This window comes from Bacillus sp. FSL R9-9497 (assembly GCF_038005805.1).
Taxonomy (GTDB): domain Bacteria; phylum Bacillota; class Bacilli; order Bacillales; family Bacillaceae_G; genus Bacillus_A; species Bacillus_A cereus.
In genome coordinates, this window is the sequence record NZ_JBBOTY010000001.1 from 594156 (window position 1) to 618968 (window position 24813).

A 24813-nucleotide genomic window follows, 5' to 3' on the forward strand; every position below is an offset into this window, starting at 1 on the left:
AATAAAATACCTCAAAAATAAAGAAGGAGCATAGGCTCCTTCTTTATTTTTTTCTCCATTTTTTCCACAAATAAAACAATCCAATAACGCCTGCGATTGTTACAACCCACTTCGCTTCATTTGTTCCGTTCATGACTTGGTATGCCGAATATACTTCAATCAATAAGGCCGGTATTTTACCTATTGTACTGGCAATACTGAAGGAGAGTAATGACATTTTCCCTAGAGCTGCAAATAAAGTCACGATACTTGATGGGATGAAAGGTATCAATCGAAACGATAGAACGAGTAGAAAGGCCTCTCTACCTTCTACATAAAGAAGACGCTCTACCTTTGGGTACTTATTTACTTTATCGTGAGTGAACTTTTGAAGGCCCAGGCGGTAAATATAAAACGAGATAATAGCCCCTAAGGCCTCACCTGCGATCGAAATGATTGTGCCATTTGTTACACCGAAGAGCTGTATATTAATGGCGGTTAAAAAGATGCTAGGAATAACACCTAAAAGACTAATGATGATGTTAATTAAGATACTAAGTGGAATTGCGATTGAATAGTATTCTGTTAAGAAATTTTGAATCGTTTCAGCCATTGTTTAAAATCCTTTATCTTTTTTTGCATTACACCATATTTCGATTGTATAGGCAAGGGAAAATTTACATAATGTAGAAAAACGTTGATAAGAAGGGGTATTGATACCTTATATGGGTATTAGGTATATAAAAATAGGGGTATTTTAAATCGTTTTGAAAAATAGTATAAAAACCTTTGTCTAAAAGAGTTTTATAATTATATTATTGGTGATTTTATTCGGGAAATAATTATAAAATATAGGGGGTATATATTATAAAAGGCGAAAAATAGAGGGTTGATGAAATTGCGCGGGTAAATATGGAAAAATAGATGAAAAAAATGAAAACTGATAGATTTTTTCGTTGTGAAATTGACTTTTAGTGAAGTTGCGATAATAATCATGGAAGAGGTGATATGATGAAACGAATAAGTAGTCTTTTCTTCAGTAGTTTATTGGCATTAGTGCTGATCTTAAGTGGATGTGCAGGAAAAGAACAAAAAACAGAGAAACAGACAGGTAATCAAGCTACATCGGTAGAAAAAATTAGTGATAATATTTTAGATGAAATGGAAGGACCACCTAAAAATGGTCATACGATTGAAAGACATGTAGGCAAGTCAGAAGAGGATTTGAAGAATCGCTTGAAGACAGATAAAGTGTCAGCCGCAAGTACATACTATGATAAAGAAACAGCGACGAAAGCTGTAAAAGATAGCTTGAAGCAACATGACAAGGAAATTCAAGATTGGTTAAAAAATTCTAAAGAGGCTCGTCTCGTAATAAATACAACTCATTCATTCCCTGTTGGAAAAACGGTAATAAAGAAAAATATGAGTGTAAAAGACAAGTTGGTAAAAACTGTTACTGTTTTAGCAAGAGATAAGTCAGGGGAATTAGGATTTAAGATTATTACTTCTTATCCATCTGATAAATAAGAAGGGGGAGTACATTATGTATACGACATTACAATACTTTCTTAAATCGTACTGTACGTTAAGTATTCATGAGGATGAAATAGTAAGCGTGATGGAAGAGTTTATTGAACAAGAAGACGAAGAAATTGTTTTGAAATTACGTGATGAATTAATAAATATGAAGAAAAAGAACGCGTGGGAAGAGGCGTGTGTATTAGCTGCGAAGCAAGGAAACCGTATGTGGTCTTTAGAAGAAACGAAAGATCATCTTGAAACTTTTTTACTATTACTGCAAAAGAAAAAGGCGTGATTTACTCACGCCTTTTTCTTTATGCTATTTGGTTGATATTATCTATTCTTTTGGAGCGCTTTTATATACGCTTTTTGAAATTTGTCCATTTGATATTACTTCCCCGTTTTGTGTTACTTTTTTATACGTAACCGCTGTGATTTTATCACTAGTCCTACTAATTACTTGAGAAGAAACTTCAACATTTTTACCAGTATTTGTACCGAAAATGCGTGTAGTAATACTACCTCCATTTGAAAATGCTTGAATATAAATATGATTGCCTGTATTATTTTTAAATTTTAAATCTGGACCATAATCTGCTACTGCTGCATCTTGCCCAAGTGGTAAATAATTTACTGGCATAGAATGATTGCTTCGAGAAACAATTCCTAAATCAGCCCTTAAAGCTGCGCTGTATAAAGTACTACTGACTTGGCAAACTCCTCCGCCTGCACTTTGTATTACTTTACCTTGTGAATATACTGCTGCAGATTTGTAACCATGTGCAGCATCAGTTACGCCAACGCGGCCGTTAAAACTAAATGTTTGATCAGGTGCCACAATAACCCCACTTAAAGTATTAGCTGACTTATTTACGTTAAATGATTGATTTCCGTTACGGCCAGCCATTGGAGTAGAATATTCAGCAATGACTTCTTTAATACCCATTTTCTGTATATCTTCTGTAGAGCGTTCTGGTTTTATGAATGTAACTGGTAATGTAACATCTGATTTACCAGTAGTAATAGCTTCGTTTGTTAAACTGTTTAGTTTTCCTTTATCAATTTTTTCTCCGTTTTGGCTTTGACTAACATTTACTGTTGAGCCTTCAATGCTTAATTCTGCATTAACAGGATTTTTTAATGTTTCATTATATTTATCTTTTATAAAGGTTTCATAAGCTGTTGCATTTAATTGTGGTGTTAATTTATAGTCACGTTTTAATTCACCGTTTTCAGCTTGCTTACGCATTTTGTAACGATTCATTACGTTTCCTTCTTGTTCTTTAAAGATTTTGTCAATAATATCTTTCTCTTTATAATTTACTCCTAAATCTTTCCATGTGTAAGTTTGTTTATCGTTTTGGAATATGTAGGTAAGGGATTTTTGATCTAATTCAGTTACCCTTTGATTAATAATTGCTTGAATATCTTTCTTATTTTTTCCATCGAGAGAAATACCTTCAAATGTAGTATTTGGTAATGCAGTAGTATCTAATTGATTATTTAATTTGGATACATATTGATATCCCCCAACACCGCCTACACAAAGTAATATGCCCCCAGCAATTGCAGAACCAATCAGTATTTTACTTAGCTTCATTTATTTCCCCCCAGAAATTTATGTATAAATATATGTATTACATTTTTTGTATAAAAATGATGAAAATAACATTATGTACGTACTAGTATACTATTATTTTCACTGCGTGTGTAATGTTTTCATAAAAAATGTTACATTGCTGTAATAATTGTCACTTCTTGTCACAATGTGTATGAAAAAAATGTTGAAAAATATAATAAAAAGGCTGTCTAGAAAGATCTAGCAGCCTTTTTATTATAATTTTTTATGTTCATTTTTATTCGTAACACCGAGATGTTTTTGAAGGGTAGTTGAAATAGTATCGACGCTTTTTTCATTTGGAACGTAATAATAAATACCACCTATATATTTATCTGTACCTTCTACTTGCATTTTTTCCATCTTTAAATTTGAATCCATTGAATTTTTTGTAATTGTCATCATATCATCAAAAGTTAAATTGGTTTTTAAGTCTTTATCGACAGCGTCTAGTAGGCCACCGATTTTATTAATGGAATTAAGAGATAGTGCCTTTTCAGCAATGGCCTCTAATACAAGCTGTTGTCGTTGGCCACGCATATAATCACTATCGATGTGACGAGTTCTAGCTAGTGCCAGTGCCTCTTCTCCATTTAAATGTTGACGTCCTTTTTTTAGATGAATTGCATCTGCTTCATCTTTACTATTTTGCTCTGTGAATTCAACTGGAACGTCCACAGTAATGCCACCAAGAGAATCAACAATTTTAATAAAGGATTTAAAATTGAATTTTACATAATAATCAACTGGAACATCTAAAAAGTTCTCTACCGTATCAATTGTGCTGTCTACACCACCGAATACGTGCGCATGTGTGATTTTATCGTATTTATCACGTGATTTAATGTAGACGCGTGAGTCACGTGGAATGCTTACAAGTTTAACGGATTTATCGTTTTTATTAATTGTTGCAAGTAATAACGCATCTGTTCGAGTTGCTTTTCCATAACCTTTTTCCCTAATATCACTTTCATCAACACCCATAATTAGTACGGAAATATTGTCGGTCATAGGTTTAACAGCTTTTTCACGTTTACTGGACTTATCTCCTCGACCTAGTTCAGCATAAGCATTATTTAAGACGGACTTTGCTTTACTGTATATATGGAAGGAGTAGCCTCCTGCTCCAAGTGCTACAATTAGTAATGGAATAAGAAGGAACCAAAGTAGGCGTTTTTTCTTTGAGCGTCCTTTTTTGGCTCGCGTATTGTTGTTCGTGTCGGATTTCATCATTTTTTCTCCTTTAAAACTATCAAAGTGTATACATTTAGAAGTGTATTCAAACACATAAAAAATATTTTACGCTAAATAAAAGCGATTGTACATGTATAAAAAATAGATGTCTTGATTATTTATCCCGTATTAACGAGCAGTAAAATGCCCACCTCAAAGTCCAGTGAATACAATGAAGTTAGGTGGGAGATAACTGCCCGTAAATACCCGATTGGTGAAGGCTAATAATCAGAGTGGGGATAGCCCCACTCTGATTAAAGTTTCACTTTATAAGACACCTATTCGTTATTGTATACAAAAGATAAGGATAAGAAAATGATAAAATTTTACCTAATTACAACATAATGCTTACGATAATTGCAGATAAAATACTAACGAGAGTAGCTCCATATAGTAATTTAAGGCCAAACCTCGCAACAACGTTTCCTTGTTCTTCGTTTAGTCCTTTTACCGCACCTGAAATAATACCAATGGAAGAAAAATTGGCAAAAGACACGAGGAAAACAGAAATAATACCAACTGTACGGGGAGAAAGGCTATTAGAAATTTTACTAAGGTCCATCATTGCGACAAATTCATTCGTTACAAGCTTCGTTGCCATAATGCTGCCAGCTGCTACAATTTCAGAACTTGGTACACCGATAAGGAATGCGATAGGTGCAAATACGTAGCCAATTAATTGTTGGAACGTAATACCGAATATAATGAGGAACAAGTCATTAATACAACTAATTAAGGCAACAAATCCGATGAGCATAGCGCCGACAACAATGGCTACACGAAAACCATCAAGAATGTATTCTCCAAGCATTTCAAAAAAGCTTTGTTTTTCACCTTTGATTTCTAAAATATCTTCGTCATCTTTAACGTCGTAAGGGTTAATGATGAGTACGATAATAAAACCGCTAAATAAATTGAGAACGAGTGCAGTTACTACATACTTAGGTTCAATCATTGTCATATAGGCACCTACGATAGACATAGATACGGTTGACATAGCGGAGGCACAAAGTGTATAAAGACGGTGTTTTGGGATTTGAGCTAATTGCTTTTTCACTGTAATAAAAACTTCTGATTGGCCGACAATGGCAGAGGCGATAGCGTTGTAAGATTCTAATTTTCCAAGACCATTTATTTTACTAAGAAAGTACCCGATCCAACGAATGAAAAATGGTAATATTTTGAAATGTTGTAATATACCAATTAAAACAGAAATAAAGACGATTGGTAATAATACAGTAAGGAAAAATGGCATTTCACCTTTATTTGCAAGACCACCAAATACGAAATTTATTCCATTAGCAGCATACTCGAGTAGCTTTGTAAACAAACTGGAAATGATTCTAATAAGTATGAGGCCGATTTCTGTATTTAATAGTAAATAGGTTAAAATTAACTGTATAATAAGCATGATAAAAATTGGTTTAAATTTAATATGCTTCTTATTATTGCTAGCAATATAAGCGAGCAAGAAAACAACAATTAATCCGACGAAAAAAGTAATGAATTTCATGGTAAGCCCCCTAAAAGAGATATTCTGCTATATATGTTTTTCATTTCAAGGGAGAATATGCATCTTTGGTAAAGAAAGGAATAGAGAGAGTATGAATATATGTAGAGTGCATCACGTTGCAATTATTTGTTCGAATTATGAGACGTCAAAGGATTTTTATACTAGAATATTAGGGTTTAAAGAAATGAATGAAGTATATAGAAAGGAACGAGATTCTTATAAATTAGATTTATGTGTAGGAGAAGAGTATCAAATCGAATTATTTTCATTTCCAAATCCGCCTGAGCGCAAAAGTTTTCCAGAAGCAGCCGGTCTTAGACATTTAGCATTTGCTGTTACAAATATAGAAGAAGCTGTGAAGCATTTAAATCAATGTGGTGTTGAGACCGAACCGATCCGTATTGATGAAATAACGGGGAAGAAATTCGTCTTTTTCCAAGACCCTGATGGTTTACCTTTAGAATTGTATGAGGTTTGAAAATTGGTGGATTTTATATAGAGTTGCTTTCCAATAATTGAAGAAACTAAAGTGAAACTTCTTTTTAAAAGGAGGTGTAACTTTAGCTAAGAAAGCTAAAGAGCATATGTGGATATTTTAAAATTATTGATGGTAGTCATTCTTATTGGGTTAACAGCATTTTTTGTGGCTGTTGAATTTGCAATTATTAAGGTACGTAGCAGTCGTATTGATCAACTCGTTAGCGAAAAAAGACGAGGTGCACTGGCCGCTAAAAAGGTAACTACAAATTTAGATGAATATTTATCGGCCTGTCAGCTAGGTATTACAATTACTGCTTTAGGGCTCGGGTGGTTAGGGGAACCAACCATTAAACATTTACTCGAGCCGTTGTTTTTAAAATTGCAATTCTCACCTACAATTTCCAGTACAGTTTCATTTATTATTGCCTTTGCAGTAATTACATTTTTACATGTTGTCATTGGGGAACTTGCTCCAAAGACATTTGCTATACAAAAAGCAGAACAAGTTAGCTTATTGTTATCTAAACCACTTATTTATTTTTACCGAGTTATGTATCCGTTTATTTGGGCTTTGAATGGTTCAGCGAGGGTTGTAACTGGTTTATTCGGATTACATCCAGCTTCTGAACATGAAGTAGCTCATTCAGAAGAAGAATTAAGGTTAATCTTATCTGAGAGCTATGAGAGCGGAGAGATTAACCAAAGGGAATTTAAATATGTAAATAATATTTTTGAATTTGATAATAGAGTAGCAAAAGAAATTATGGTACCTCGTACGGAAGTTGTAGGCTTATATGAGGACGAACCATTTGAAACACATATTAAAGTAATCGCGCAAGAAAAGTACACGAGATATCCTGTATTTGGTGAAGATAAAGATGAAATTATTGGGATGGTTAATGTAAAAGATTTATTTATTCGTTATATGGATGGTAGTCGGGACGAGGAGTGCTCGATTATGCCATATACAAGGCCAGTTATTGAAGTGCTAGAAAATATTCCAATTCATGATTTACTATTACAAATGCAAAGAAAACACATTCCATTAGCTGTATTGTATGATGAATATGGTGGTACAGCAGGGATTGTTACACTAGAAGATATTTTAGAAGAAATTGTTGGAGAAATTCGAGATGAATACGATGAAGATGAGAATCCACCTATAGAGCATGTAAGTGAAGGTTATAAAATCGTAGAGGGAAAAGTGCTTATTAGTGAAGTAAATGATTTGCTTGGCATACATTTAATTGCTGATGATGTAGATACAATTGGTGGCTGGATTATGGTACAAAAACAAATCGTTGCTGAAGGAGATGTTATTGAGAAATACGGTTTTTATTTTAAAGTCCTTGAAAAGGATATGCATCAAATTAAACGAGTGGAAATAAGGAAAGTAGAAGAATGATTTTCTATAAACTTTAATAAAAAGGATATGCAGAAAAATAAATGTTTGCGCTTTCAAAAAAGGTACTATATAGTGAAGGTGGATACTGAAAAATTCTTCTGAATGATACTCGTGTTTTTCGAGGGCGGATTTTTTGGATAAGGATTTAGAATGAAAAAGTATAGGTGATAAAAATGATAGCAACGAAGGATATACGTATAGAAAAAGATTTTTTAGGTGAAAAAGAAGTACCAAGTGCAGCTTATTATGGTGTACAAACATTACGTGCCGTAGAAAACTTCCCAATTACAGGATATCGCATTCATCCATCACTCATTACAGCAATGGCAATTGTGAAAAAAGCGGCGGCGCTTGCGAATATAGATACTGGTTACTTAGCTAAAGACATTGGACATGAAATTGCAGAAGCAGCGCAAGAAATTGTTGATGGAAAGTTTCATGATCAATTTATCGTAGACCCTATTCAAGGCGGAGCCGGAACTTCTATTAATATGAATACAAATGAAGTAATTGCGAATAGAGCGTTAGAACGTATGGGATATGAAAAAGGGGCGTATGCGAAAATTAGCCCAAACACTCATGTGAACATGGCCCAATCAACGAACGATGCGTTTCCGACAGGAATTCATATTGCAACTCTTATGATGTTAGAAAAGCTTCTTATTACAATGGAAGAACTTCATTCTGCTTTTCGTAAAAAAGCAAAAGAGTTTGATCACGTTATTAAAATGGGACGCACACATTTACAAGATGCAGTTCCAATTCGCCTTGGACAAGAATTTGAAGCGTATAGCCGAGTGCTTGCGCGTGATATAAAAAGAATTAAACAGTCTCGTCAACATTTATATGAAGTGAATATGGGGGCGACAGCTGTTGGTACAGGATTAAATGCAAATCCTACGTATATTGAACAGGTGGTAAAACATTTAAGAACGTTTAGTGGGTTCCCACTTGTTGGTGCAGAGCATTTAGTTGATGCAACGCAAAATACAGATGCATACACAGAAGTATCTGCAGCACTTAAAGTATGTATGATGAACATGTCTAAAATTGCAAACGATCTTCGTATTATGGCGTCTGGGCCACGTGTTGGGTTGGCTGAAATTCAATTGCCAGCACGTCAGCCGGGTTCATCGATTATGCCAGGTAAAGTAAATCCAGTTATGGCAGAAGTGATTAACCAAGTCGCATTCCAAGTAATCGGAAACGATCATACAATTTGCTTAGCATCAGAAGCAGGACAATTAGAGTTAAACGTAATGGAGCCTGTGCTTGTATTTAATTTAATTCAATCTATAAGTATTATGAATAATGGATTCCGTGTATTCCGTGAATATTGTATTGAAGGAATTACAGCAAATGAAGAATTGCTGAAGCAATATGTTGAGAAAAGTGTTGGAATTATTACAGCAGTTAATCCTCATATTGGTTATGAAGCAGCATCTCGTATTGCACGTGAAGCGATTGAAACAGGAAAATCTGTTAGGGAGTTATGTTTAGAGCATGGTGTACTGACAGAAGAGGAATTGGATATTATTTTAGATCCATTCGAAATGACTCACCCTGAAATTGCTGGAGCTTCTTTATTAAAAAATAAAGAAATGTAATGTGAAAAACACCGATCCATTTGGATCGGTGTTTTATTTTTAAAAGATATTAAATACAGCGTTTAATTGAAGTAAGCTAATAACAGCTAAGAAGATTAAACTGTATTTCATTGCTGTTTTAAATAGAGCAGATTCTTTACCAACTAGTCCAACTGCGGCACAAGCAACTGCTACAGATTGTGGTGAAACCATTTTTGCCATTGTACCACCTACTACGTTTAAGGCAACGAGTGTAGAAGGAACGATGTTTAACTGGTCTGCTGTTACTGCTTGAAGTGGTGCGAATAAAGAACCACTTGAAACTACTGAACCTGTAATGAATACGCCAATCCATCCTAAGATTGGAGAAAGAACTGGGAATGCATTACCAGTAGAAGAGAATGCAAGTCCAAGTGTAGATGACATACCAGAGTAGTTCTCTACGTAAGCTAAAGCGATAACGCTACAAATTGTATATACTGGAGCTTTTAATTCTTTCATTGTTTCAATCATTAATTCCTTAACCATTTTACCTTTTACGCGGTAAACGATAAGTGAAACGATAATTGCTAGTACAATCGCAGTAGTTGTAGAAGAGAATACATCAAATTTGAAAACAGCTGCGAAAGGTGTATCAGCTTTTGTAATTGGTGTAGTTTTCATAACAGCATTATGAAGACCAGGGAACTGAATGTTAAATACTAAGTTTGCTAACGCACCATCTGGAGCAAATAAAGCTTTAATCGGTTTTAAGTTAAAGATTGTTACAAATGCAGTTAAGAATACGAATGGAGACCAAGCATATAAAATTTGATTGAATGTATGTGATACTTTAGTTTCTTGTTTTTCTTCTTTAGTAGAAGATTTTGGTTGCCAAACACGTAAGAATAATGCAAGAGCAATCATACTTACAACGGCTGCGAAAATATTAGTAAGTTCTGCGCCTAAGAAGTAAGTTACAGCGAATTGAGTAATAGCGAAAGAAACACCACTTACAAGAATACCTTGCCAAGTTTCTTTAATACCTTTAATTCCATCGACCATTGAAACAAGTAAGAAAGGTAAGATAACACTAATGAAAGGTAAAATAAGAACAGTTTGACGACCAATAGTTAATGCGTCAAGTTGAGTTAATTGTGCTGGTACTGTAACTGGAATACCCATAGCACCCATAGCACCACCAGCAATATTAGCTACTAAACAAATACCTGCTGCTTTTAATGGATTAAAGCCCATACCTACAAGTAGTGCGGCTGTAATAGCAACTGGAACCCCTAGACCAGCTGCGCCTTCTAAGAAAGCACCGAAAGAATAAGCGATTAATAATACTTGTAAACGTTGATCATTTGTAATGCTTGAAATACTATCGCGAATAATATTGAATTGCTCTGTTTTAACAGTTAATTTGTAAAGGAAAATTGCAGCGATAACGATAGTACAAATTGGATAAAATCCAGATAAAACACCGAATCCGGCAGATGCTACAGCTACTGTTGCTGGCATTTTATAAACAAATATTGCAAGGATAATAGCGACAATCACACTATAAAGACCAGCCATGTAACTTTTCATTTTGAATCCCATTAAACAAATGATGAAACAAAAGATTGGAAGTGCTGCGATTAGTGCAGATAACCAAATATTGTTTAACGGGTCATAAATTTGTGTCCAAGTACTCATAATAATGACAACTCCTATCTATTATATGTGAAGAAATTCACATTATTTGTGAAACAATTCACAATCAACTTACATGCTTAGTATATTCTCCTTCAACACTATTGTCAACGTAAAAAAGTATAATTATTCCATAATAGTGTTAAAAGAAAAGCTTTGTTCATAAAGTAGACAAAAAACACACTCAAATGAATTTAAGTGCGCTGTATAAACTATGTGCATATTATTTTGCTTATTCAGATGGCATGTTCCTTATAGGCGTATATTAGATGAAGTCTTTTATATTAAGTATAAAGTTTGATATATGCAATTATCTGTCCTGTTTGATCTAGTGGGGGGAACGGTGAGTGGATTTAATAGGAAGTTTTGCACAACAATCCAACCGCTTGCAATACGAATAAAAAATAAGAAACAAATTTTTAATATCACATCATCTCTTTTTACTGAAAATTCCTTTTAGCGTAACAAAGAGGTTAATTATAGTTCAACTACATTACGATAGGTTATCAATTATAGACGGTATTTTACAATACCGTTACTGTGCATTTCAATGAGGTGAAAATATAACAAAAAGCCTGATAAAACAACGTTTGCAAGCAAAGTATTCGTAGGCCATTATTTTGCTTTTTCGTTATATCATATAGTATAATATTCAAAATCAGCAAGGATTTTTTCCTGAATTTTTGCTGATAAAGATGGAAAAATTTTTCGGCTTTATAGGTTGATAAAGTTATGTCGTAACAGGAAATATAAGAACAGATATATAAATAAATAAAAAGAACATAAAAACGCAAATAAAAACGAAAATGAGGGGAACTTTATGAGCCAAAATCAATTCGAATGTCGTATTTCAGAAGAAGATGTACAAATGTTAAGAGCGTTAGCTCACCCACTTCGTCTACGTCTAGTAATGGAACTTATGCAAAGAGGAACATGTAATGTAACACAGCTACAGGAAGTATTAGAAATTCCACAATCAACTGTTTCACAACATTTAACGAAGTTAAAGCAAAATAAAGTAGTACGCTTTGAAAGACGAGGATTAGAAGTGTATTATCAAATCCATAATGATAAAGTAAGTGCAGTAGTAAAAACATTATTTTCTTAAAATTTGAATATTATGGAAAAAGACGTGTAGAATATACGTCTTTTTTTATTTGTCAGAAAGGTAGCGAGAGAGTAAATATTAGCATGTTAGGAAGAAATGACTATCAATCAATATGCTGCCTTACGGAATATATTCTAAAAGGAAAAGAAAAAATAAAAAGGAGTATAGTAAGCAAAAGGAGGGATAGTAGTATGGATGTGAAACGTGTGAAACAAATCTTATCTTCTTCAAGTAGAATTGACGTTACATATGAGGGCGTACCAGTATGGATTGAGAGCTGTGATGAGCAGAAGGGGAGTGCTCAAGTGTATGATGTATCTAATCCTGGTGAGAGCGTTCATGTGGACGTGACAGCTTTAGAGGAGAAGTAATAAAAAAGACGCTTCTAATTTTAGAAGCGTCTTTTTGTTATTCCATCATATGTGCAATTTTCTTAGAGAACATAAGAAGTACTAATCCCAGTACAATTACGATAATACCGATGCTTGCGAATACTTCTAAATATCCTAAAGATTGAGTGAAAGCGGCTAATTGTCCTGCTAATAAGTTTGCGAAGCCAGTACCAGCTAACCATACACCCATTAATAATGATGCTAATTTAACAGGAGCAATTGCACTTACCATAGATAATCCGATTGGTGATAAGAATAACTCACCGATTGTGTGGAACATGTAAGTGAATACAATGAATAGTAAGTTTGCTTTCATTGTAATGTTACCTTCATCGCTACCAGTTTTTAAAACAGCTAAAGTTAGAACTAAATATCCAATCCCTAGTAAAATCATGCCTAATGCCATTTTTGTTGGGATTTTCAAATCGCCATTTTTTGTTTTTGAAAGCTTAATCCATAACGCAGAAACAGGTAATGCTAGTAAGATAATGAATAGTGGGTTTACAGATTGGAACCAAGGTGTTGGAATTGTAAATCCACCAATTGTACGATCTACGAACTTATCTGTGTAAAGTGTTAAAGAACTACCAGCTTGCTCAAATCCTGCCCAGAAGAATACTACGAAACAAGTTAAAATTAAAATTGCAGCAGTACGTTTTTTCTCTTGTGTTGTTAAAGGTTTTTTCTCAATTGCTTTTGCATTTTTTTCTTTAGATTGTTTACCTACAACAGTTGTTCCGATAGACCCTAAGTAACGAGGTGCTAAGAAATTAAAGGCAAGCTGCCCAATAATCATACCGATACAAGCTGTTAAGAAACCGTATCTATAATCTGCGAAGTAACCGCAAATGAATGGAGCGATAAGAGCTCCTAAGTTAATCCCCATGTAGAAGATAGTGAAGGCACTATCACGACGAGAATCGTTTTCGCTATATAATTGACCTAATAAAGTCGAAATATTTGGTTTGAAGAATCCGTTACCAATAACTAATAATCCTAATCCTAAGAAAAGTCCAGTTTTTGTGTTCATTGAGAATAATACAAAGTTACCAATTGCCATGATGATACCACCAATAGTAATGGCATGTCGCTTCGTAATGAAATGGTCAGTTAACCAACCACCAATAATAGGTGTGAAGTATACTAACATTGTGAAAATACCGTAAATTTGAACTGCAACTGCTTTATCAAATCCTAAACCGCCGCTTACTAAGCTCGTTGTTAAATAAAGAACTAATAAGCCACGCATTCCGTAATAACTAAATCTTTCCCACGCCTCTGTAAAGAACAACAAGTATAACCCTGGTGGATGTTTTTTTGGTGATTGTTGCTCTCCAGCTTTGTCTAATTTTAAAGCTGCATCCATTTTTGTTTCCCCCTAATCCTGTATAACGGATATTTATGTAATCATTTTAATTTACAAAATATTTAGAAGTCAATAGAATTATATGGAAATAGAAAGAAAATTTCTAAAAAAGTTCTATTTTTCTTCGACCGTTACTGTATTTTGCCCTGAAAACGAGATGATAAGCGTTTTCAAATGTAATAATTGAATTCTAAAAGAAAATAAAATAGTGATTAATCAGAAAATTTAGATTAAAACATTTATTCTGATATAAAGAAAATATATTCTATTTACTTTCTCAATATAACATATTGGGAATAAAAATACAAAACGAAATAATGTGACATTTAAGTGAATTGAAAAATAACCAGCTCCACAGAAGGGAGCTGGTTAAGGAAATATTATTTAACAAAGCGTTTTTCGATGTCATCTAATAGTAGGTTAGCGGCCATTACGCCACCAGCTGTATTCCAAATAACGTCATCAACTTTGTATGCTTTACCATTTTTTACTGCATTTAAATTTTTAAATAGAGGATCGTTTATATACTCTTTTTCTAGTTCAGACCCTTTTTTCTCATTTCCTTTATCGAATGTGAAGTAGAATAATACGTCACCATCCATAGCAGAAATACGCTCTTTAGATACGTTACGCTCTGCAAAATCATCTTTATTTTGATCTCCAGGACGTTTAAATCCAAGTTCTTTTAAAATAACACCAGAGAATGTATCGCCATGATAAATACGAACATCACCAGGCATGAAACGAACCATAGAGATTTCTTGGTTTACTTTATCGCCAAGTTTGCCTTTTAAATCTTTTATACGTGATTCGTAATCAGCTACAACTTTTTGACCTTCTTTTTCTTTATTTAATGCTTTTGCATAAAATTTGAAGTTATCTTTCCATTCACCACGTAATGTTTCTGAGAACACAGTAGGTGCAATTGCTTTTAGTTGTTCGTACACTTTTTCGTGGCGCATTTTATTACCGATAATTAAGTCTGGTTTTAAAGAAGCAATTGTTTCAACGTTAACTTGTCCTTCATCACCAACAACTTTTACATTTTTCATTTTATCCTTAATATGTGGATACCATGGGTCACCAGTCCAAGACTTTACAGCACCAACTGGTTTCACACCTAATTCAAGTAAAGCTTCAGTTCCTTCATTTGTTAAGATAACTACACGTTTTGGATTAGCAGGAACTTCTGTTTTACCCATTGCATGTTCTACAGTAACCACTTCTTTTTTATTATCTTCTTTTGTAGATTCTTCTTTGTTATTTGATTTTCCACAAGCGCTTAAAAGCATTGAAAATGCTAGTAAAAATACAAATACTGTAAACGATTTCTTCCGCATGAAATTCATTATGTACCCCCTACATGTTGAGAATATTTTTCAATAGCAAGCATGATATTAAGCCTTTATCTTTTGATTGTCAATACATATGGGTGAAAATAATTCTCATTTCCGTTGACAATGAGAATTAAGTTGAAATACACTAACAACGTATCATTATACATTGAAGGGGAAACGCTGCATGTTATTAAAAACAAATCGAGCAAAATGGATTGGATTATTTGTTGGAATCATTGCAGTCGTTATTTGTATTTGGGGAAGTATTATTTTCGGATATACAAATACGAGTTGGAAACTAGCATTGGATGCTTTTTTCCATTTTAACGGTTCCAATGAACATATTATTATTCAAAATGTACGTCTGCCTAGGGCGTTAATTGCAGCTAGTGTTGGTGCTAGTTTAGCCATTGCTGGTTGTCTTATGCAAACTTTAACTAAGAATCCACTTGCTTCTCCAGATTTTATTGGATTAAATTCAGGTGCTGCGTTCTTTATAGTTGTAGCAATTGTAATCTTTTCAGTAACATCATTATCAGCTTTCACATGGATTGCCTTTTTAGGAGCGGCGGTTGCAGCTGTACTTGTATTTGCTTCTAGTTCTTTAGGAAAAGAAGGGACTACTCCTCTTAAGTTAACGTTAGCAGGGGTCGCAATTAGTGCATTATTTTCATCATTAACACAAGGATTACTTGTGTTAAATGAAAAAGCACTTGAAGAGGTATTATTTTGGCTTGCTGGATCTGTGCAAGGGAGAAAATTAGAAATTTTACAATCTGTATTCCCATATTTATTAATAGGATGGATTGCATCTCTTATGATGGCAGGGAAAGTAAATACATTAATGATGGGGGAAGACGTTGCAAAAGGACTTGGACAACGAACGATTTTAATGAAATCATTCGTACTACTTATTATTGTCCTGTTGTCTGGTGGTTCAGTTGCGGTCGCAGGTCCAATTGGATTTATTGGTATTGTTACCCCGCATTTTGCCAGATTTCTAGTTGGAGTAGATCATAGGTGGAGAGTACCGTATAGCGGTTTATTAGGTGCAATACTATTAATCTTAGCTGATATAGCAGCAAGATATGTCATTATGCCACAAGAAGTACCAGTAGGAGTTATGACAGCATTTATTGGAGCTCCATTCTTTATTTATATTGCACGTAAGAGAGGGCTTAGCAAATGAAGAAGTATATTCCATTTCGTATAGGGAAAGGCGGGCCCTCGTTTTTAATGTATAAACGAGCTTGTCTCGTCTTATTTAGTTTATTAGTTGTTTTAATAGGATTATTTTTTGCGAGTGCAGGTATGGGAGACATGAAAATTGCTCCTTATGATGTATGGCAAGCGATCACTGGAAATGGCGATGCGATGTCTAACATGGTTGTAAATAAGTTTCGTATGCCGCGTATTTTAATTGCCATCCTTGTAGGAATTGCGCTTGCTGTAGCAGGATGTATTTTACAAGGTCTCGTTCGAAATCCACTTGCTTCTCCGGATATCATCGGGATTACGGGTGGGGCAAGTGTTGCAGTTGTATTGTTTTTAGCTATATTTAGTGATAAAAATAATGCGCTAACTGTAAGCATTCATTATATGCCGTTAGCAGCCTTTGTTGGGGCAACGATTGTGGCGCTTTTTGTATATTTATTTGCATGGAGAAATGACGGGTTATCGCCGATTAGTCTTGTTTTAATTGGTGTGGGGTTTTGGGCATTAACGAAAGCGGCAACGACTTTGTTTATGTTGTTAGCACCAATTTATCAAGCGAGTCAAGCGAATGTATGGATTACAGGTACTGTTTATGGTTCTTCATGGCAAAACGTTATGGTGCTTGCACCGTGGGTTCTCATTTTAACGGTAATATCATTTATAGCTGCTAGACATTTAAATGCGCAAGAGCTAGGGGATGATATTGCGGTAGGACTTGGTGTTCCTTTAACGAAGTCACGCGTATTCATGTTATTACTTAGTACGGCTTTAATTGGGGGAGCAGTTGCCTTCGCCGGAGGAATTGGATTTGTCGGTTTAATGGCACCTCATATTTCACGAAGGCTAGTTGGTTCTTTATACGGTGCATTACTCCCAGTTGCAGCTATTGTCGGTGCAATTCTAGTACTTGCTGCAGATTTAATTGGGCGTACAGTTTTCACACCACTTGAAATTCCAGCAGGGGTATTTACATCAGCAATTGGTGCACCTTATTTTATTTATTTACTTTATAAAAGTCGGAATTCATAAAGGGAGATGAATATGCAAAAAGCATTGGAGACGAAATGTTTGACGTTGTCTTATGGTGAAACAATTATTATTGATGAGTTGAATTTAGAAATTCCAAAAGGTGAAATTACAATCTTTATCGGTTCCAACGGTTGCGGGAAATCAACTTTATTACGTTCACTAGCTAGATTATTAAAGCCAACAACTGGTGACATTTTGTTAGATAATCAAGCTATTCAAAGTATGCAAACGAAGCAAATTGCTCGTCAAATGGCAATTTTACCGCAAGGACCGCAAGCACCTGAAGGGCTTACAGTATTGCAACTTGTAAAACAAGGACGCTATCCATATCAAACATGGCTGAAACAGTGGTCAGAAAAAGATGAGGAAATGGTACAGAAGGCACTTGCAGCAACAGGTATGACAGAATTTGCTGAGCGTGATGTGCATGCTCTTTCAGGTGGACAACGACAACGTGCTTGGATTGCAATGACGCTTGCACAAGATACAGATATTATTTTACTGGATGAGCCTACTACATATTTAGATATGACTCACCAAATTGAAGTGCTAGATTTATTATTCGAATTAAATGAAACAGAACAAAGAACAATTGTTATGGTATTACACGATTTAAATTTAGCATGTCGCTATGCAGATAACATTGTAGCCATTCAAGATAAACAAATATATGCACAAGGTAAACCTGAAGAAGTGGTAGATGAGAAACTAGTACGTGATGTATTCCGAATGGAGTGTCAAATTAGTACGGATCCGTTGTTTGGAACACCGCTTTGTATACCTCACGGAAGAGGAAGATGTGTAGTTAAAGAAGTTGCTCAGGCAATGAGATAAAAAAACGATGAGTGATTCATCGTTTTTTTTATTTGGTACAAGAAAATAAGAGGAAGAGAGGAATACGTAAGCGACGTTTATAATCTGCTTCATTTTGAAAATAGGTTGGATTTGGTGTAGCTTCTTTTAATGATGTAATGGTAAATCCGGCTTGCTGTAATAATGTGAAATAATCTTCCGTTGTACGATGATATTTAATAACTTCTTGGTCAATCCATGGTTCAACCCGTTTGCCTAGTTTAAAGTAATCATCGACGAGCCAACTCGTTCTTTTACCACTTGTTTGTAAGCTTTCAAACGAAGAAGTAATAACGGGATGTTGAACGCTAAAGGTAAAGGTGCCATTTGTTTTTAAAGTTTGAAATACATTTTGAAAAATGGTATCAAGATGTTCAATATAATGTAAGGCGAGTCTAGATGTTACTAAATCAAAAGTGGAAGAGGGGTAGGTATAATCTTTGAGGTTTAAAAAATGAACAGATCCATTTTTATTTTCTAGTTGTTTTTTAGCTTTTTCATACATAAGTTCGGAGCCTTCAATGCCGGTGTAAGAGTAGCATCCCTTTTCTAATAATTCCGCGCCAAACTTAGCATCACCACAGCCTAAATCGAGAATTTGTTTTCCTCGTACATGACCAATGAGCTGAAAGAATACTGGTTTTTCAATGGATTCATTTGGGCTATTTTCTCGGTATCTTCGTTTCATATATTGTTTGAAAAATGCTGTGTTATTGTATACATCAGATTCTGTAAATGCCATGTTTGAAACCTCCCGAAATATTTTTTTAATTCTATCAAATATGAAAAGTAAATGATAGATTTATTGTAATGAATCATATATAATCTAGAAATGTAAGCGGTTACTTTAAACTATTTTTCTATAATAAATTCTGAAAACGTGTTAAGCTAGTAGAGGGATTATTAGAACTATTAAGACAATAATCCGCTTACATGAACGATGGGAGGCTTCACGATGTCTAGTAAAACACTTGCGAAATTTTTAGAAGAAAACTTAGAGGATTTAAAATCAAAGGGGCTTTATAACGTAATTGATCCGCTTGAGAGTTCAAATGGACCGATCATTACAATTGGCGGAAAAGAATATATTAACTTATCTTCAAACAACTATCTTGGATTAGCAACAGATAGCCGTTTGCAAGAAGCAGCAATTGGTGCTATTCATAAGTACGGTGTTGGAGCAGGGGCTGTTCGTACAATTAACGGTACTTTAGATTTGCATATTAAGTTAGAAGAAACAATTGCAAAGTTTAAACATACAGAAGCAGCAATTGCTTATCAATCAGGATTTAACTGTAATATGGCAGCGATTTCAGCTGTTATGGATAAAAATGATGCAATTCTTTCAGACGAATTAAACCATGCTTCTATTATTGATGGTAGTCGTCTATCAAAAGCAAAAATTATTGTTTATAAACATTCGGATATGGAAGATTTACGCCAAAAAGCAATTGCGGCGAAAGAATCAGGTCTTTACAATAAATTAATGGTAATTACAGACGGTGTCTTTTCAATGGATGGAGATGTTGCAAAACTACCAGAAATTGTTGAGATTGCAGAAGAGTTAGATTTAATGACATACGTAGATGATGCACACGGTTCAGGTGTACTTGGAAAAGGTGCAGGAACTGTAAAGCACTTCGGTCTTTCTGATAAAGTTGATTTCCAAATTGGTACATTATCAAAAGCAATTGGGGTAATTGGTGGATATGTAGCAGGGAAACAAAATTTAATTGACTGGTTAAAAGTTCGTTCACGTCCATTCTTATTCTCTACAGCATTAACACCAGCTGATGCAGCAGCTTGCATGAGATCAATTGAAATCTTAATGGAAAGCACAGAGTTACACGATCGCTTATGGGAAAATGGTCGCTACTTAAAACAAGGATTAAAAGAACTTGGCTTTAACATTGGGGAAAGTGAAACGCCAATTACACCTTGTATCATTGGGGATGAGGTATTAACACAAGAATTTAGTAAACGTCTAAATGAAGAAGGTGTATACGCAAAATCTATCGTGTTCCCAACTGTAGCAAAAGGAACAGGGCGCGTTCGTAATATGCCTACAGCAGCTCATACGAAAGAAATGTTAGATGAAGCAATTCTTAAGTATGAAAAAGCAGGAAAAGAAATGGGCATCATTTAAGTAACGACATCTTTTGAATAGCTTGCAAATGAGGAGTGGGGAAAATGAAAAAAATTCTAGTAACCGGTTCTTTAGGGCAAATTGGTTCTGAACTAGTAATGAAACTTCGTGATGTATACGGCGCATCAAATGTTATTGCAACAGATATTCGTGAAACAGATAGTGAAGTAGTAACGTCTGGTCCATTTGAAACGTTAGATGTAACAGATGGACAAAAACTACATGATATCACAAAGCGTAATGAAGTAGATACAATTATTCATTTAGCAGCTTTACTTTCAGCAACAGCAGAAAAAAATCCGTTATTTGCATGGAACTTAAATATGGGCGGACTTGTAAATGCATTAGAAGCAGCTCGTGAATTAAACTGTAAATTCTTCACGCCAAGTTCTATCGGCGCATTCGGTCCATCGACGCCAAAAGATAATACACCGCAAGATACAATTCAGCGTCCTACTACGATGTACGGGGTAAACAAAGTGGCAGGAGAATTACTATGTGATTATTATCATCAAAAATTTGGTGTAGATACGCGCGGTGTCCGTTTCCCAGGTTTAATTTCTTACGTAGCTCCTCCAGGAGGCGGAACAACTGATTATGCAGTTGAAATTTATTATGAGGCGATTAAAAAAGGTGCATACACCTCATACATTGCTGAAGGAACGTACATGGACATGATGTATATGCCTGATGCTTTACAAGCGATCATTTCATTAATGGAAGCTGATCCAAGTAAGCTAGTGCATAGAAATGCATTTAACATTACAGCAATGAGCTTCGAGCCAGAGCAAATTGCAGCGTCAATTCGTAAACACATTCCGACGTTTACAATGGATTACGCAGTAGATTCAGCTCGTCAAACAATCGCTGATAGCTGGCCAAACTCTATTGACGCAACTGCAGCAATGAAAGAGTGGGGCTTTAAAGCAGAATACGATTTAGACAAAATGACAACTGACATGCTGGCTAAGTTAAAAAAAAAGCTCGCAGCTGAGTTAGTGATGAATTAATAGGAAGAGTCGATTCTTAGGAATCGGCTCTTCATTATTTTTGGGAGGAGAGAAGTCTTATGCAAAGAGTTGATGTCGTATACGCACTAATACATGACGAGGAAATAGATAAAATATTAATGGTACATAATACAGAACAAAACGTTTGGTCATTGCCAGGTGGGGCTGTGGAAAAAGGTGAAATATTAGAGGAAGCACTAATAAGAGAAGTGAAAGAAGAGACAGGTTTAACTGCTACGTTAGGTGGACTTGTTGCGATCAATGAAAAATTCTTTGAAGAATCAGGGAATCATGCACTGTTTTTTACATTCCGAGCGAATGTAGTAAAAGGGGAACTTATTGCGGAAGATGAAGGTGAAATTTCTGCAATAGAGTGGGTAGATCGAACAATTGCGAATGAGCGCTTCCCATACTATGACGGAGGATTTGAATCTTTATTAGAAGTAGCCATTCCATACAAGTTTCAACCAGAAACAAAGTAATTGAACGAAAAAACAGGAGCCACAAGGCTCCTGTTTTCTATTCAATCGTCTTCAGTAATAGTTTTTTCAGCAATGGTTTAATCTTCAATCGTAAATCTTCAGCATGATTTGCAACTAAGAAGTGATGGTTATAAATGTTTTTCATCAATTGATAAGTTGCTTCTTTCGCTTCGCCTTCTTCGATGAAGATACCGATTACTTCCATACCACTTTTACGCGCGAGTTTAACAGCTTCATGCGTATCTAAAATTCCGTCTTGTTGATAGTCTAGCGCAGAAGGCTCACCGTCTGTGAAGACTAGTAAGAATTTATGTTTCTCAGGTCTTTTGGCAAGTTTTTCAGAAACGATACGAATAATATATCCGTCGCGGTTATCTTCTTCTTCACGAAGTTGCATAATTTCTGGACCAACGTTTGGTAACGTTGAGTTTTTATAATTTACAACTTCATGAATAACGTTCGGCTTATCTTCAGGTTTAGCGCTAGAGGCATCTTCCCAAAATCCGCTAATAGCGTGCGGGATTTTTAAAGACTTTAAAGCTTCATGGAATAGTACAACACTCTTCTTCGTTTCTTCCATTTTGTTATACATAGAACCAGAACAGTCAACTAACAGTTGGAATGCAACATCGAGTTCTTGTGACTCTTGTCCTTTTTTATAAAACATACGTGGTTGTTTTTCGGTATAAATACGAAGGAATTTCTTACGAAGTCTTCCGTAATATTTATCACTATTCGCATTCGTTTTATTTTCAATCGTTTTTTCGATAATTTTCTTTAATTCTTTTACATCTTTATTGACGACTGATTTGATAGCTTGGTAATCTTTTTTCTCATCTGAGTTTGCTTTGCGAGCTTCTTTAAATGTATGAGAAGCACCTACATTATACTTACCGTATGCACCGTCGTGCTGGCTAGAAGCGTGTGAAGCCCTTGCTTCTTCTGTATCAGCGCCATCAAAGTTGGATTGTGTACTTTTTTGAGAAGTACCTTGTACAGAACCAAGTGCTTGGTCGCCATCTTCTGATTCGCGAGCAGTATCGCCCATCATGTTTGTTTTTGTTCCGCTTTCTAATTCAAAGCGTAAAAAGTTCTCGTTTTCGTTATTTTTATTTTCACGATGCCATGTGGAGAAACTTTCATCCATTTTGTTTTTATTTTCATCGTCATCTATAAGCTGCGTATCATCATTTGCTAAATCTTCGACGCGACAGTTCTTTTCGTCTGCAAGGACAGATAAGTAAAGTGGAGCATGTCCGAAATAGTTGTTAAGCATATCACTTTCAAGAAGCGCCTCTAAGCGATAGCGAATTTTCTCAACGATATACATAATATCTTCTGTATTACGTGCTTGGAATGTTTCATGTAAAATCGCTTCAATTTGCTCAAAATATTCATTATTAAACATTTCATATTTATCGCTCGTTAATGAAAGATAGCATAGGCAAAATAGACGATCACCGTGATAATTACGAACGCGGTTTATTTCATTTTGAGAGCCGAAATAGTTGCGGTACATTTCTTTTCGACGTTTAAAAACATGCTTCGTGCCAGGACGTAAGTTCTTTACGATTTCCTCAACGCGTAAATCTTCTAATAGAACAAATAATTGTGTTAAAAACTTTTTTAGGGGCGATTCTTGCAATTCAATCGCATAAGAACGAATTAAAGTCATGTCCGAGTAATGTTTATTACCAAGTGCTTTTAAGAAGACTTCGCTTTTTAATCCGATTACTGTATCTTCTTCTTTTCGATCATCCCAAAAGTGACTAATGACAACTTTCTTTTCAATTTCGTCGTAGTATGCTTTATAGCCATATTCAAGATAGGCATCGTCTTCTTTTAGAAGGGCATACATTAAGTTTTCCATTTGTAGAAACAGCGACGCATCAATTTTTTTGTCACTAAAAATTTGTCTCATAAATTATCCCTCAAAGAAATAACTTTCTGCTAATTCACGGACAGTCATTTGTTCTGTTTCATCATTAAGTTTTGCAATTATGCTTCGTTCAATCGCTCGCATAATAGGAATATATACACCTAAATCACATGCGTCGATAATACCACGAATACTTGCTGCTTCTTCACTTACACGTCCATCGCGAGCTAAAGGCATAAGGTCGCTTGCAAATGCAACAAACTTTTCAATTGTTGCAACATCATTTAATTTTGATTCTGCTAATAATAGTTCTTTTAATGTGTCACCTTGAATGTAAGGAACTTCAATAATAACGAAACGGTTTTTTAACGCTTCATTTAGTTCACTTGTTCCAACGTAACCTTCGTTAATCGCAGCAATTACACGGTATTCGTCATCACCGTATACAACCTCTTGTGTAAATGGGTTTGTAATCATTTTACGGTAATCTAATGCGCCGTGAAGTAGCGGTAAAGTTTCAGGTTTTGCCATATTGATTTCGTCAATATATAGGAAGTGACCGTTCTTCATTGCTTTCATAAGAGGACCGTTAACGAATGAAACTTCAGATGCACCATCTTTCGTTTGTAGTGTGTTGTATCCTAAAATACCCTCTACATCTAAGTCGACAGAGCAGTTAATGCTATGCATTGGTTTTTGGAATAAAGAAGAAAGAGTTTCCGCTAGTACTGTTTTACCACTACCAGTCGGTCCTTTTAATAGAATGTTCTTGCCAAGAAGAAGTGCTGTAATCGCATCTTCAATAATGCTATTATCAGACGCTTTATATATTTTCGTTCCGATTAAATGTGCATTTTCACCAGCTTCTTGTTTATTCTTTTCATGAATCGTAGAAAGCTGTTGTTTTAAATCAGCATGTATATGAAATTGTTCTAACATGTATTTCCCACCTAACATTATTTTCATAAAGTAATACATCTTA

General features: G+C 35.0%; 23 protein-coding genes. 13 read left to right on the top strand and 10 right to left on the bottom strand.

Going from position 1 to position 24813, the window contains the following annotated elements:
* Nucleotides 1-43: 43 nt before the first annotated feature.
* Nucleotides 44-592, bottom strand: coding sequence for a TVP38/TMEM64 family protein (locus tag MKY21_RS03055; RefSeq protein ID WP_000852232.1), 549 nt, complete (start codon nucleotides 590-592; stop codon nucleotides 44-46).
* Between the two features lie 398 nt (nucleotides 593-990).
* Between MKY21_RS03055 and MKY21_RS03060 the strand changes: the two genes are divergently transcribed.
* Both MKY21_RS03060 and MKY21_RS03065 read left to right on the top strand, forming a co-directional pair.
* A complete protein-coding gene (locus MKY21_RS03060) occupies nucleotides 991-1509 on the top strand; it encodes an RNase A-like domain-containing lipoprotein (RefSeq protein WP_000822699.1) in 519 nt (172 codons plus the stop codon).
* 16 nt (nucleotides 1510-1525) lie between these two features.
* Nucleotides 1526-1798, top strand: a complete 273-nt coding sequence (locus MKY21_RS03065) for a hypothetical protein (RefSeq protein ID WP_000288803.1) — start codon at nucleotides 1526-1528, stop codon at nucleotides 1796-1798.
* A 42-nt stretch (nucleotides 1799-1840) separates the two neighbouring features.
* Here MKY21_RS03065 and MKY21_RS03070 read toward each other — a convergent pair whose 3' ends face one another.
* The 3 genes from MKY21_RS03070 to MKY21_RS03080 form a co-directional block, all read right to left on the bottom strand.
* Complete coding sequence (locus MKY21_RS03070; RefSeq protein ID WP_341075394.1) at nucleotides 1841-3103, bottom strand: VanW family protein; 1263 nt, start codon at nucleotides 3101-3103, stop codon at nucleotides 1841-1843.
* Nucleotides 3104-3337: 234 nt separating this feature from the next.
* Entirely contained in the window at nucleotides 3338-4354 is a 1017-nt protein-coding gene (locus MKY21_RS03075; RefSeq protein ID WP_002163841.1) for an LCP family protein, read from the bottom strand.
* Between the two features lie 334 nt (nucleotides 4355-4688).
* Nucleotides 4689-5867 (bottom strand): NupC/NupG family nucleoside CNT transporter, encoded by a 1179-nt coding sequence (locus MKY21_RS03080; RefSeq protein WP_000668870.1) that lies wholly within the window; start codon nucleotides 5865-5867, stop codon nucleotides 4689-4691.
* Nucleotides 5868-5958: 91 nt separating this feature from the next.
* Between MKY21_RS03080 and gloA2 the strand changes: the two genes are divergently transcribed.
* From gloA2 to aspA, 3 genes are all read left to right on the top strand, one after another.
* Nucleotides 5959-6345, top strand: a complete 387-nt coding sequence (gene gloA2 / locus MKY21_RS03085; protein WP_001017679.1) for an SMU1112c/YaeR family gloxylase I-like metalloprotein — start codon at nucleotides 5959-5961, stop codon at nucleotides 6343-6345.
* A gap of 108 nt (nucleotides 6346-6453) precedes the next feature.
* Entirely contained in the window at nucleotides 6454-7752 is a 1299-nt protein-coding gene (locus MKY21_RS03090) for a hemolysin family protein (protein WP_061140053.1), read from the top strand.
* Between the two features lie 173 nt (nucleotides 7753-7925).
* Entirely contained in the window at nucleotides 7926-9359 is a 1434-nt protein-coding gene (aspA, locus tag MKY21_RS03095) for an aspartate ammonia-lyase (protein ID WP_000562129.1), read from the top strand.
* 39 nt (nucleotides 9360-9398) lie between these two features.
* Here the strand turns inward: aspA and MKY21_RS03100 are convergent, their stop codons facing one another.
* Nucleotides 9399-11018, bottom strand: a complete 1620-nt coding sequence (locus MKY21_RS03100) for an L-lactate permease (RefSeq protein WP_000109101.1) — start codon at nucleotides 11016-11018, stop codon at nucleotides 9399-9401.
* Nucleotides 11019-11835: 817 nt separating this feature from the next.
* On the opposite strand from MKY21_RS03100, the gene MKY21_RS03105 reads away from it, so the two are divergent.
* Nucleotides 11836-12123 carry an ArsR/SmtB family transcription factor gene (locus MKY21_RS03105; RefSeq protein WP_000081428.1) on the top strand — a complete coding sequence of 96 codons (288 nt, stop codon included), beginning with the start codon at nucleotides 11836-11838 and terminating at the stop codon, nucleotides 12121-12123.
* Between the two features lie 191 nt (nucleotides 12124-12314).
* Nucleotides 12315-12494, top strand: a complete 180-nt coding sequence (locus tag MKY21_RS03110; RefSeq protein WP_000382679.1) for an acid-soluble spore protein H — start codon at nucleotides 12315-12317, stop codon at nucleotides 12492-12494.
* 37 nt (nucleotides 12495-12531) lie between these two features.
* Here MKY21_RS03110 and MKY21_RS03115 read toward each other — a convergent pair whose 3' ends face one another.
* Together MKY21_RS03115 and MKY21_RS03120 are read right to left on the bottom strand one after the other, a co-directional pair.
* Nucleotides 12532-13881 carry a peptide MFS transporter gene (locus MKY21_RS03115; RefSeq protein WP_000338314.1) on the bottom strand — a complete coding sequence of 450 codons (1350 nt, stop codon included), beginning with the start codon at nucleotides 13879-13881 and terminating at the stop codon, nucleotides 12532-12534.
* Between the two features lie 380 nt (nucleotides 13882-14261).
* Nucleotides 14262-15230 (bottom strand): ABC transporter substrate-binding protein, encoded by a 969-nt coding sequence (locus tag MKY21_RS03120; protein WP_001010279.1) that lies wholly within the window; start codon nucleotides 15228-15230, stop codon nucleotides 14262-14264.
* 172 nt (nucleotides 15231-15402) lie between these two features.
* Here MKY21_RS03120 and MKY21_RS03125 point away from each other — a divergent pair, with 172 nt between their 5' ends.
* Genes MKY21_RS03125 through MKY21_RS03135 form a run of 3 tightly spaced genes read left to right on the top strand, consistent with a single transcriptional unit; the run spans nucleotide 15403 to nucleotide 18296 of the window.
* Nucleotides 15403-16407, top strand: a complete 1005-nt coding sequence (locus tag MKY21_RS03125; RefSeq protein ID WP_000925233.1) for a FecCD family ABC transporter permease — start codon at nucleotides 15403-15405, stop codon at nucleotides 16405-16407.
* A complete protein-coding gene (locus MKY21_RS03130; protein WP_000760070.1) occupies nucleotides 16404-17462 on the top strand; it encodes a FecCD family ABC transporter permease in 1059 nt (352 codons plus the stop codon). Before MKY21_RS03125 ends, MKY21_RS03130 begins: the two co-directional genes overlap by 4 nt.
* 12 nt (nucleotides 17463-17474) lie before the next feature.
* Nucleotides 17475-18296, top strand: a complete 822-nt coding sequence (locus tag MKY21_RS03135; RefSeq protein ID WP_044797125.1) for an ABC transporter ATP-binding protein — start codon at nucleotides 17475-17477, stop codon at nucleotides 18294-18296.
* 28 nt (nucleotides 18297-18324) lie between these two features.
* On the opposite strand, the gene MKY21_RS03140 is transcribed toward MKY21_RS03135, so the two are convergent.
* On the bottom strand, nucleotides 18325-19056 hold the full coding sequence (locus MKY21_RS03140; RefSeq protein WP_341075399.1) for a class I SAM-dependent DNA methyltransferase: 732 nt from the start codon (nucleotides 19054-19056) through the stop codon (nucleotides 18325-18327).
* A 213-nt stretch (nucleotides 19057-19269) separates the two neighbouring features.
* Here MKY21_RS03140 and MKY21_RS03145 point away from each other — a divergent pair, with 213 nt between their 5' ends.
* The 3 genes from MKY21_RS03145 to MKY21_RS03155 are packed head-to-tail and all read left to right on the top strand — an operon-like array spanning nucleotide 19270 to nucleotide 21952.
* Nucleotides 19270-20460: a glycine C-acetyltransferase gene (locus tag MKY21_RS03145; RefSeq protein ID WP_341075401.1), complete on the top strand. Its 1191-nt coding sequence runs from the start codon at nucleotides 19270-19272 to the stop codon at nucleotides 20458-20460.
* A gap of 44 nt (nucleotides 20461-20504) precedes the next feature.
* Nucleotides 20505-21470 (top strand): L-threonine 3-dehydrogenase, encoded by a 966-nt coding sequence (locus MKY21_RS03150; RefSeq protein ID WP_044797126.1) that lies wholly within the window; start codon nucleotides 20505-20507, stop codon nucleotides 21468-21470.
* Nucleotides 21471-21529: 59 nt separating this feature from the next.
* Nucleotides 21530-21952 (top strand): NUDIX hydrolase, encoded by a 423-nt coding sequence (locus tag MKY21_RS03155; RefSeq protein WP_001189928.1) that lies wholly within the window; start codon nucleotides 21530-21532, stop codon nucleotides 21950-21952.
* A 37-nt stretch (nucleotides 21953-21989) separates the two neighbouring features.
* Here the strand turns inward: MKY21_RS03155 and MKY21_RS03160 are convergent, their stop codons facing one another.
* Nucleotides 21990-23873: a vWA domain-containing protein gene (locus tag MKY21_RS03160; RefSeq protein ID WP_001248850.1), complete on the bottom strand. Its 1884-nt coding sequence runs from the start codon at nucleotides 23871-23873 to the stop codon at nucleotides 21990-21992.
* Between the two features lie 3 nt (nucleotides 23874-23876).
* The gene (locus MKY21_RS03165; protein WP_000892972.1) at nucleotides 23877-24770 is read right to left on the bottom strand and encodes an ATP-binding protein; all 894 of its coding nucleotides are present in this window, start codon (nucleotides 24768-24770) and stop codon (nucleotides 23877-23879) included.
* Nucleotides 24771-24813 lie beyond the last annotated feature (43 nt).

Coding starts and splice junctions, on each gene's coding strand:
- MKY21_RS03150 (WP_044797126.1), top strand. CDS start 20,505: ATGAAAAAAATTCTAGTAACCGGTTCTTTAGGGCAAATTGGTTCTGAA.
- MKY21_RS03075 (WP_002163841.1), bottom strand. CDS start 4,354: ATGATGAAATCCGACACGAACAACAATACGCGAGCCAAAAAAGGACGC.
- MKY21_RS03155 (WP_001189928.1), top strand. CDS start 21,530: ATGCAAAGAGTTGATGTCGTATACGCACTAATACATGACGAGGAAATA.
- MKY21_RS03065 (WP_000288803.1), top strand. CDS start 1,526: ATGTATACGACATTACAATACTTTCTTAAATCGTACTGTACGTTAAGT.
- aspA (WP_000562129.1), top strand. CDS start 7,926: ATGATAGCAACGAAGGATATACGTATAGAAAAAGATTTTTTAGGTGAA.
- MKY21_RS03060 (WP_000822699.1), top strand. CDS start 991: ATGAAACGAATAAGTAGTCTTTTCTTCAGTAGTTTATTGGCATTAGTG.
- MKY21_RS03125 (WP_000925233.1), top strand. CDS start 15,403: ATGTTATTAAAAACAAATCGAGCAAAATGGATTGGATTATTTGTTGGA.
- MKY21_RS03110 (WP_000382679.1), top strand. CDS start 12,315: ATGGATGTGAAACGTGTGAAACAAATCTTATCTTCTTCAAGTAGAATT.
- MKY21_RS03080 (WP_000668870.1), bottom strand. CDS start 5,867: ATGAAATTCATTACTTTTTTCGTCGGATTAATTGTTGTTTTCTTGCTC.
- MKY21_RS03055 (WP_000852232.1), bottom strand. CDS start 592: ATGGCTGAAACGATTCAAAATTTCTTAACAGAATACTATTCAATCGCA.
- MKY21_RS03105 (WP_000081428.1), top strand. CDS start 11,836: ATGAGCCAAAATCAATTCGAATGTCGTATTTCAGAAGAAGATGTACAA.
- MKY21_RS03100 (WP_000109101.1), bottom strand. CDS start 11,018: ATGAGTACTTGGACACAAATTTATGACCCGTTAAACAATATTTGGTTA.
- MKY21_RS03070 (WP_341075394.1), bottom strand. CDS start 3,103: ATGAAGCTAAGTAAAATACTGATTGGTTCTGCAATTGCTGGGGGCATA.
- MKY21_RS03130 (WP_000760070.1), top strand. CDS start 16,404: ATGAAGAAGTATATTCCATTTCGTATAGGGAAAGGCGGGCCCTCGTTT.
- MKY21_RS03140 (WP_341075399.1), bottom strand. CDS start 19,056: ATGGCATTTACAGAATCTGATGTATACAATAACACAGCATTTTTCAAA.
- MKY21_RS03135 (WP_044797125.1), top strand. CDS start 17,475: ATGCAAAAAGCATTGGAGACGAAATGTTTGACGTTGTCTTATGGTGAA.
- MKY21_RS03120 (WP_001010279.1), bottom strand. CDS start 15,230: ATGAATTTCATGCGGAAGAAATCGTTTACAGTATTTGTATTTTTACTA.
- MKY21_RS03115 (WP_000338314.1), bottom strand. CDS start 13,881: ATGGATGCAGCTTTAAAATTAGACAAAGCTGGAGAGCAACAATCACCA.
- MKY21_RS03160 (WP_001248850.1), bottom strand. CDS start 23,873: ATGAGACAAATTTTTAGTGACAAAAAAATTGATGCGTCGCTGTTTCTA.
- MKY21_RS03165 (WP_000892972.1), bottom strand. CDS start 24,770: ATGTTAGAACAATTTCATATACATGCTGATTTAAAACAACAGCTTTCT.
- MKY21_RS03145 (WP_341075401.1), top strand. CDS start 19,270: ATGTCTAGTAAAACACTTGCGAAATTTTTAGAAGAAAACTTAGAGGAT.
- gloA2 (WP_001017679.1), top strand. CDS start 5,959: ATGAATATATGTAGAGTGCATCACGTTGCAATTATTTGTTCGAATTAT.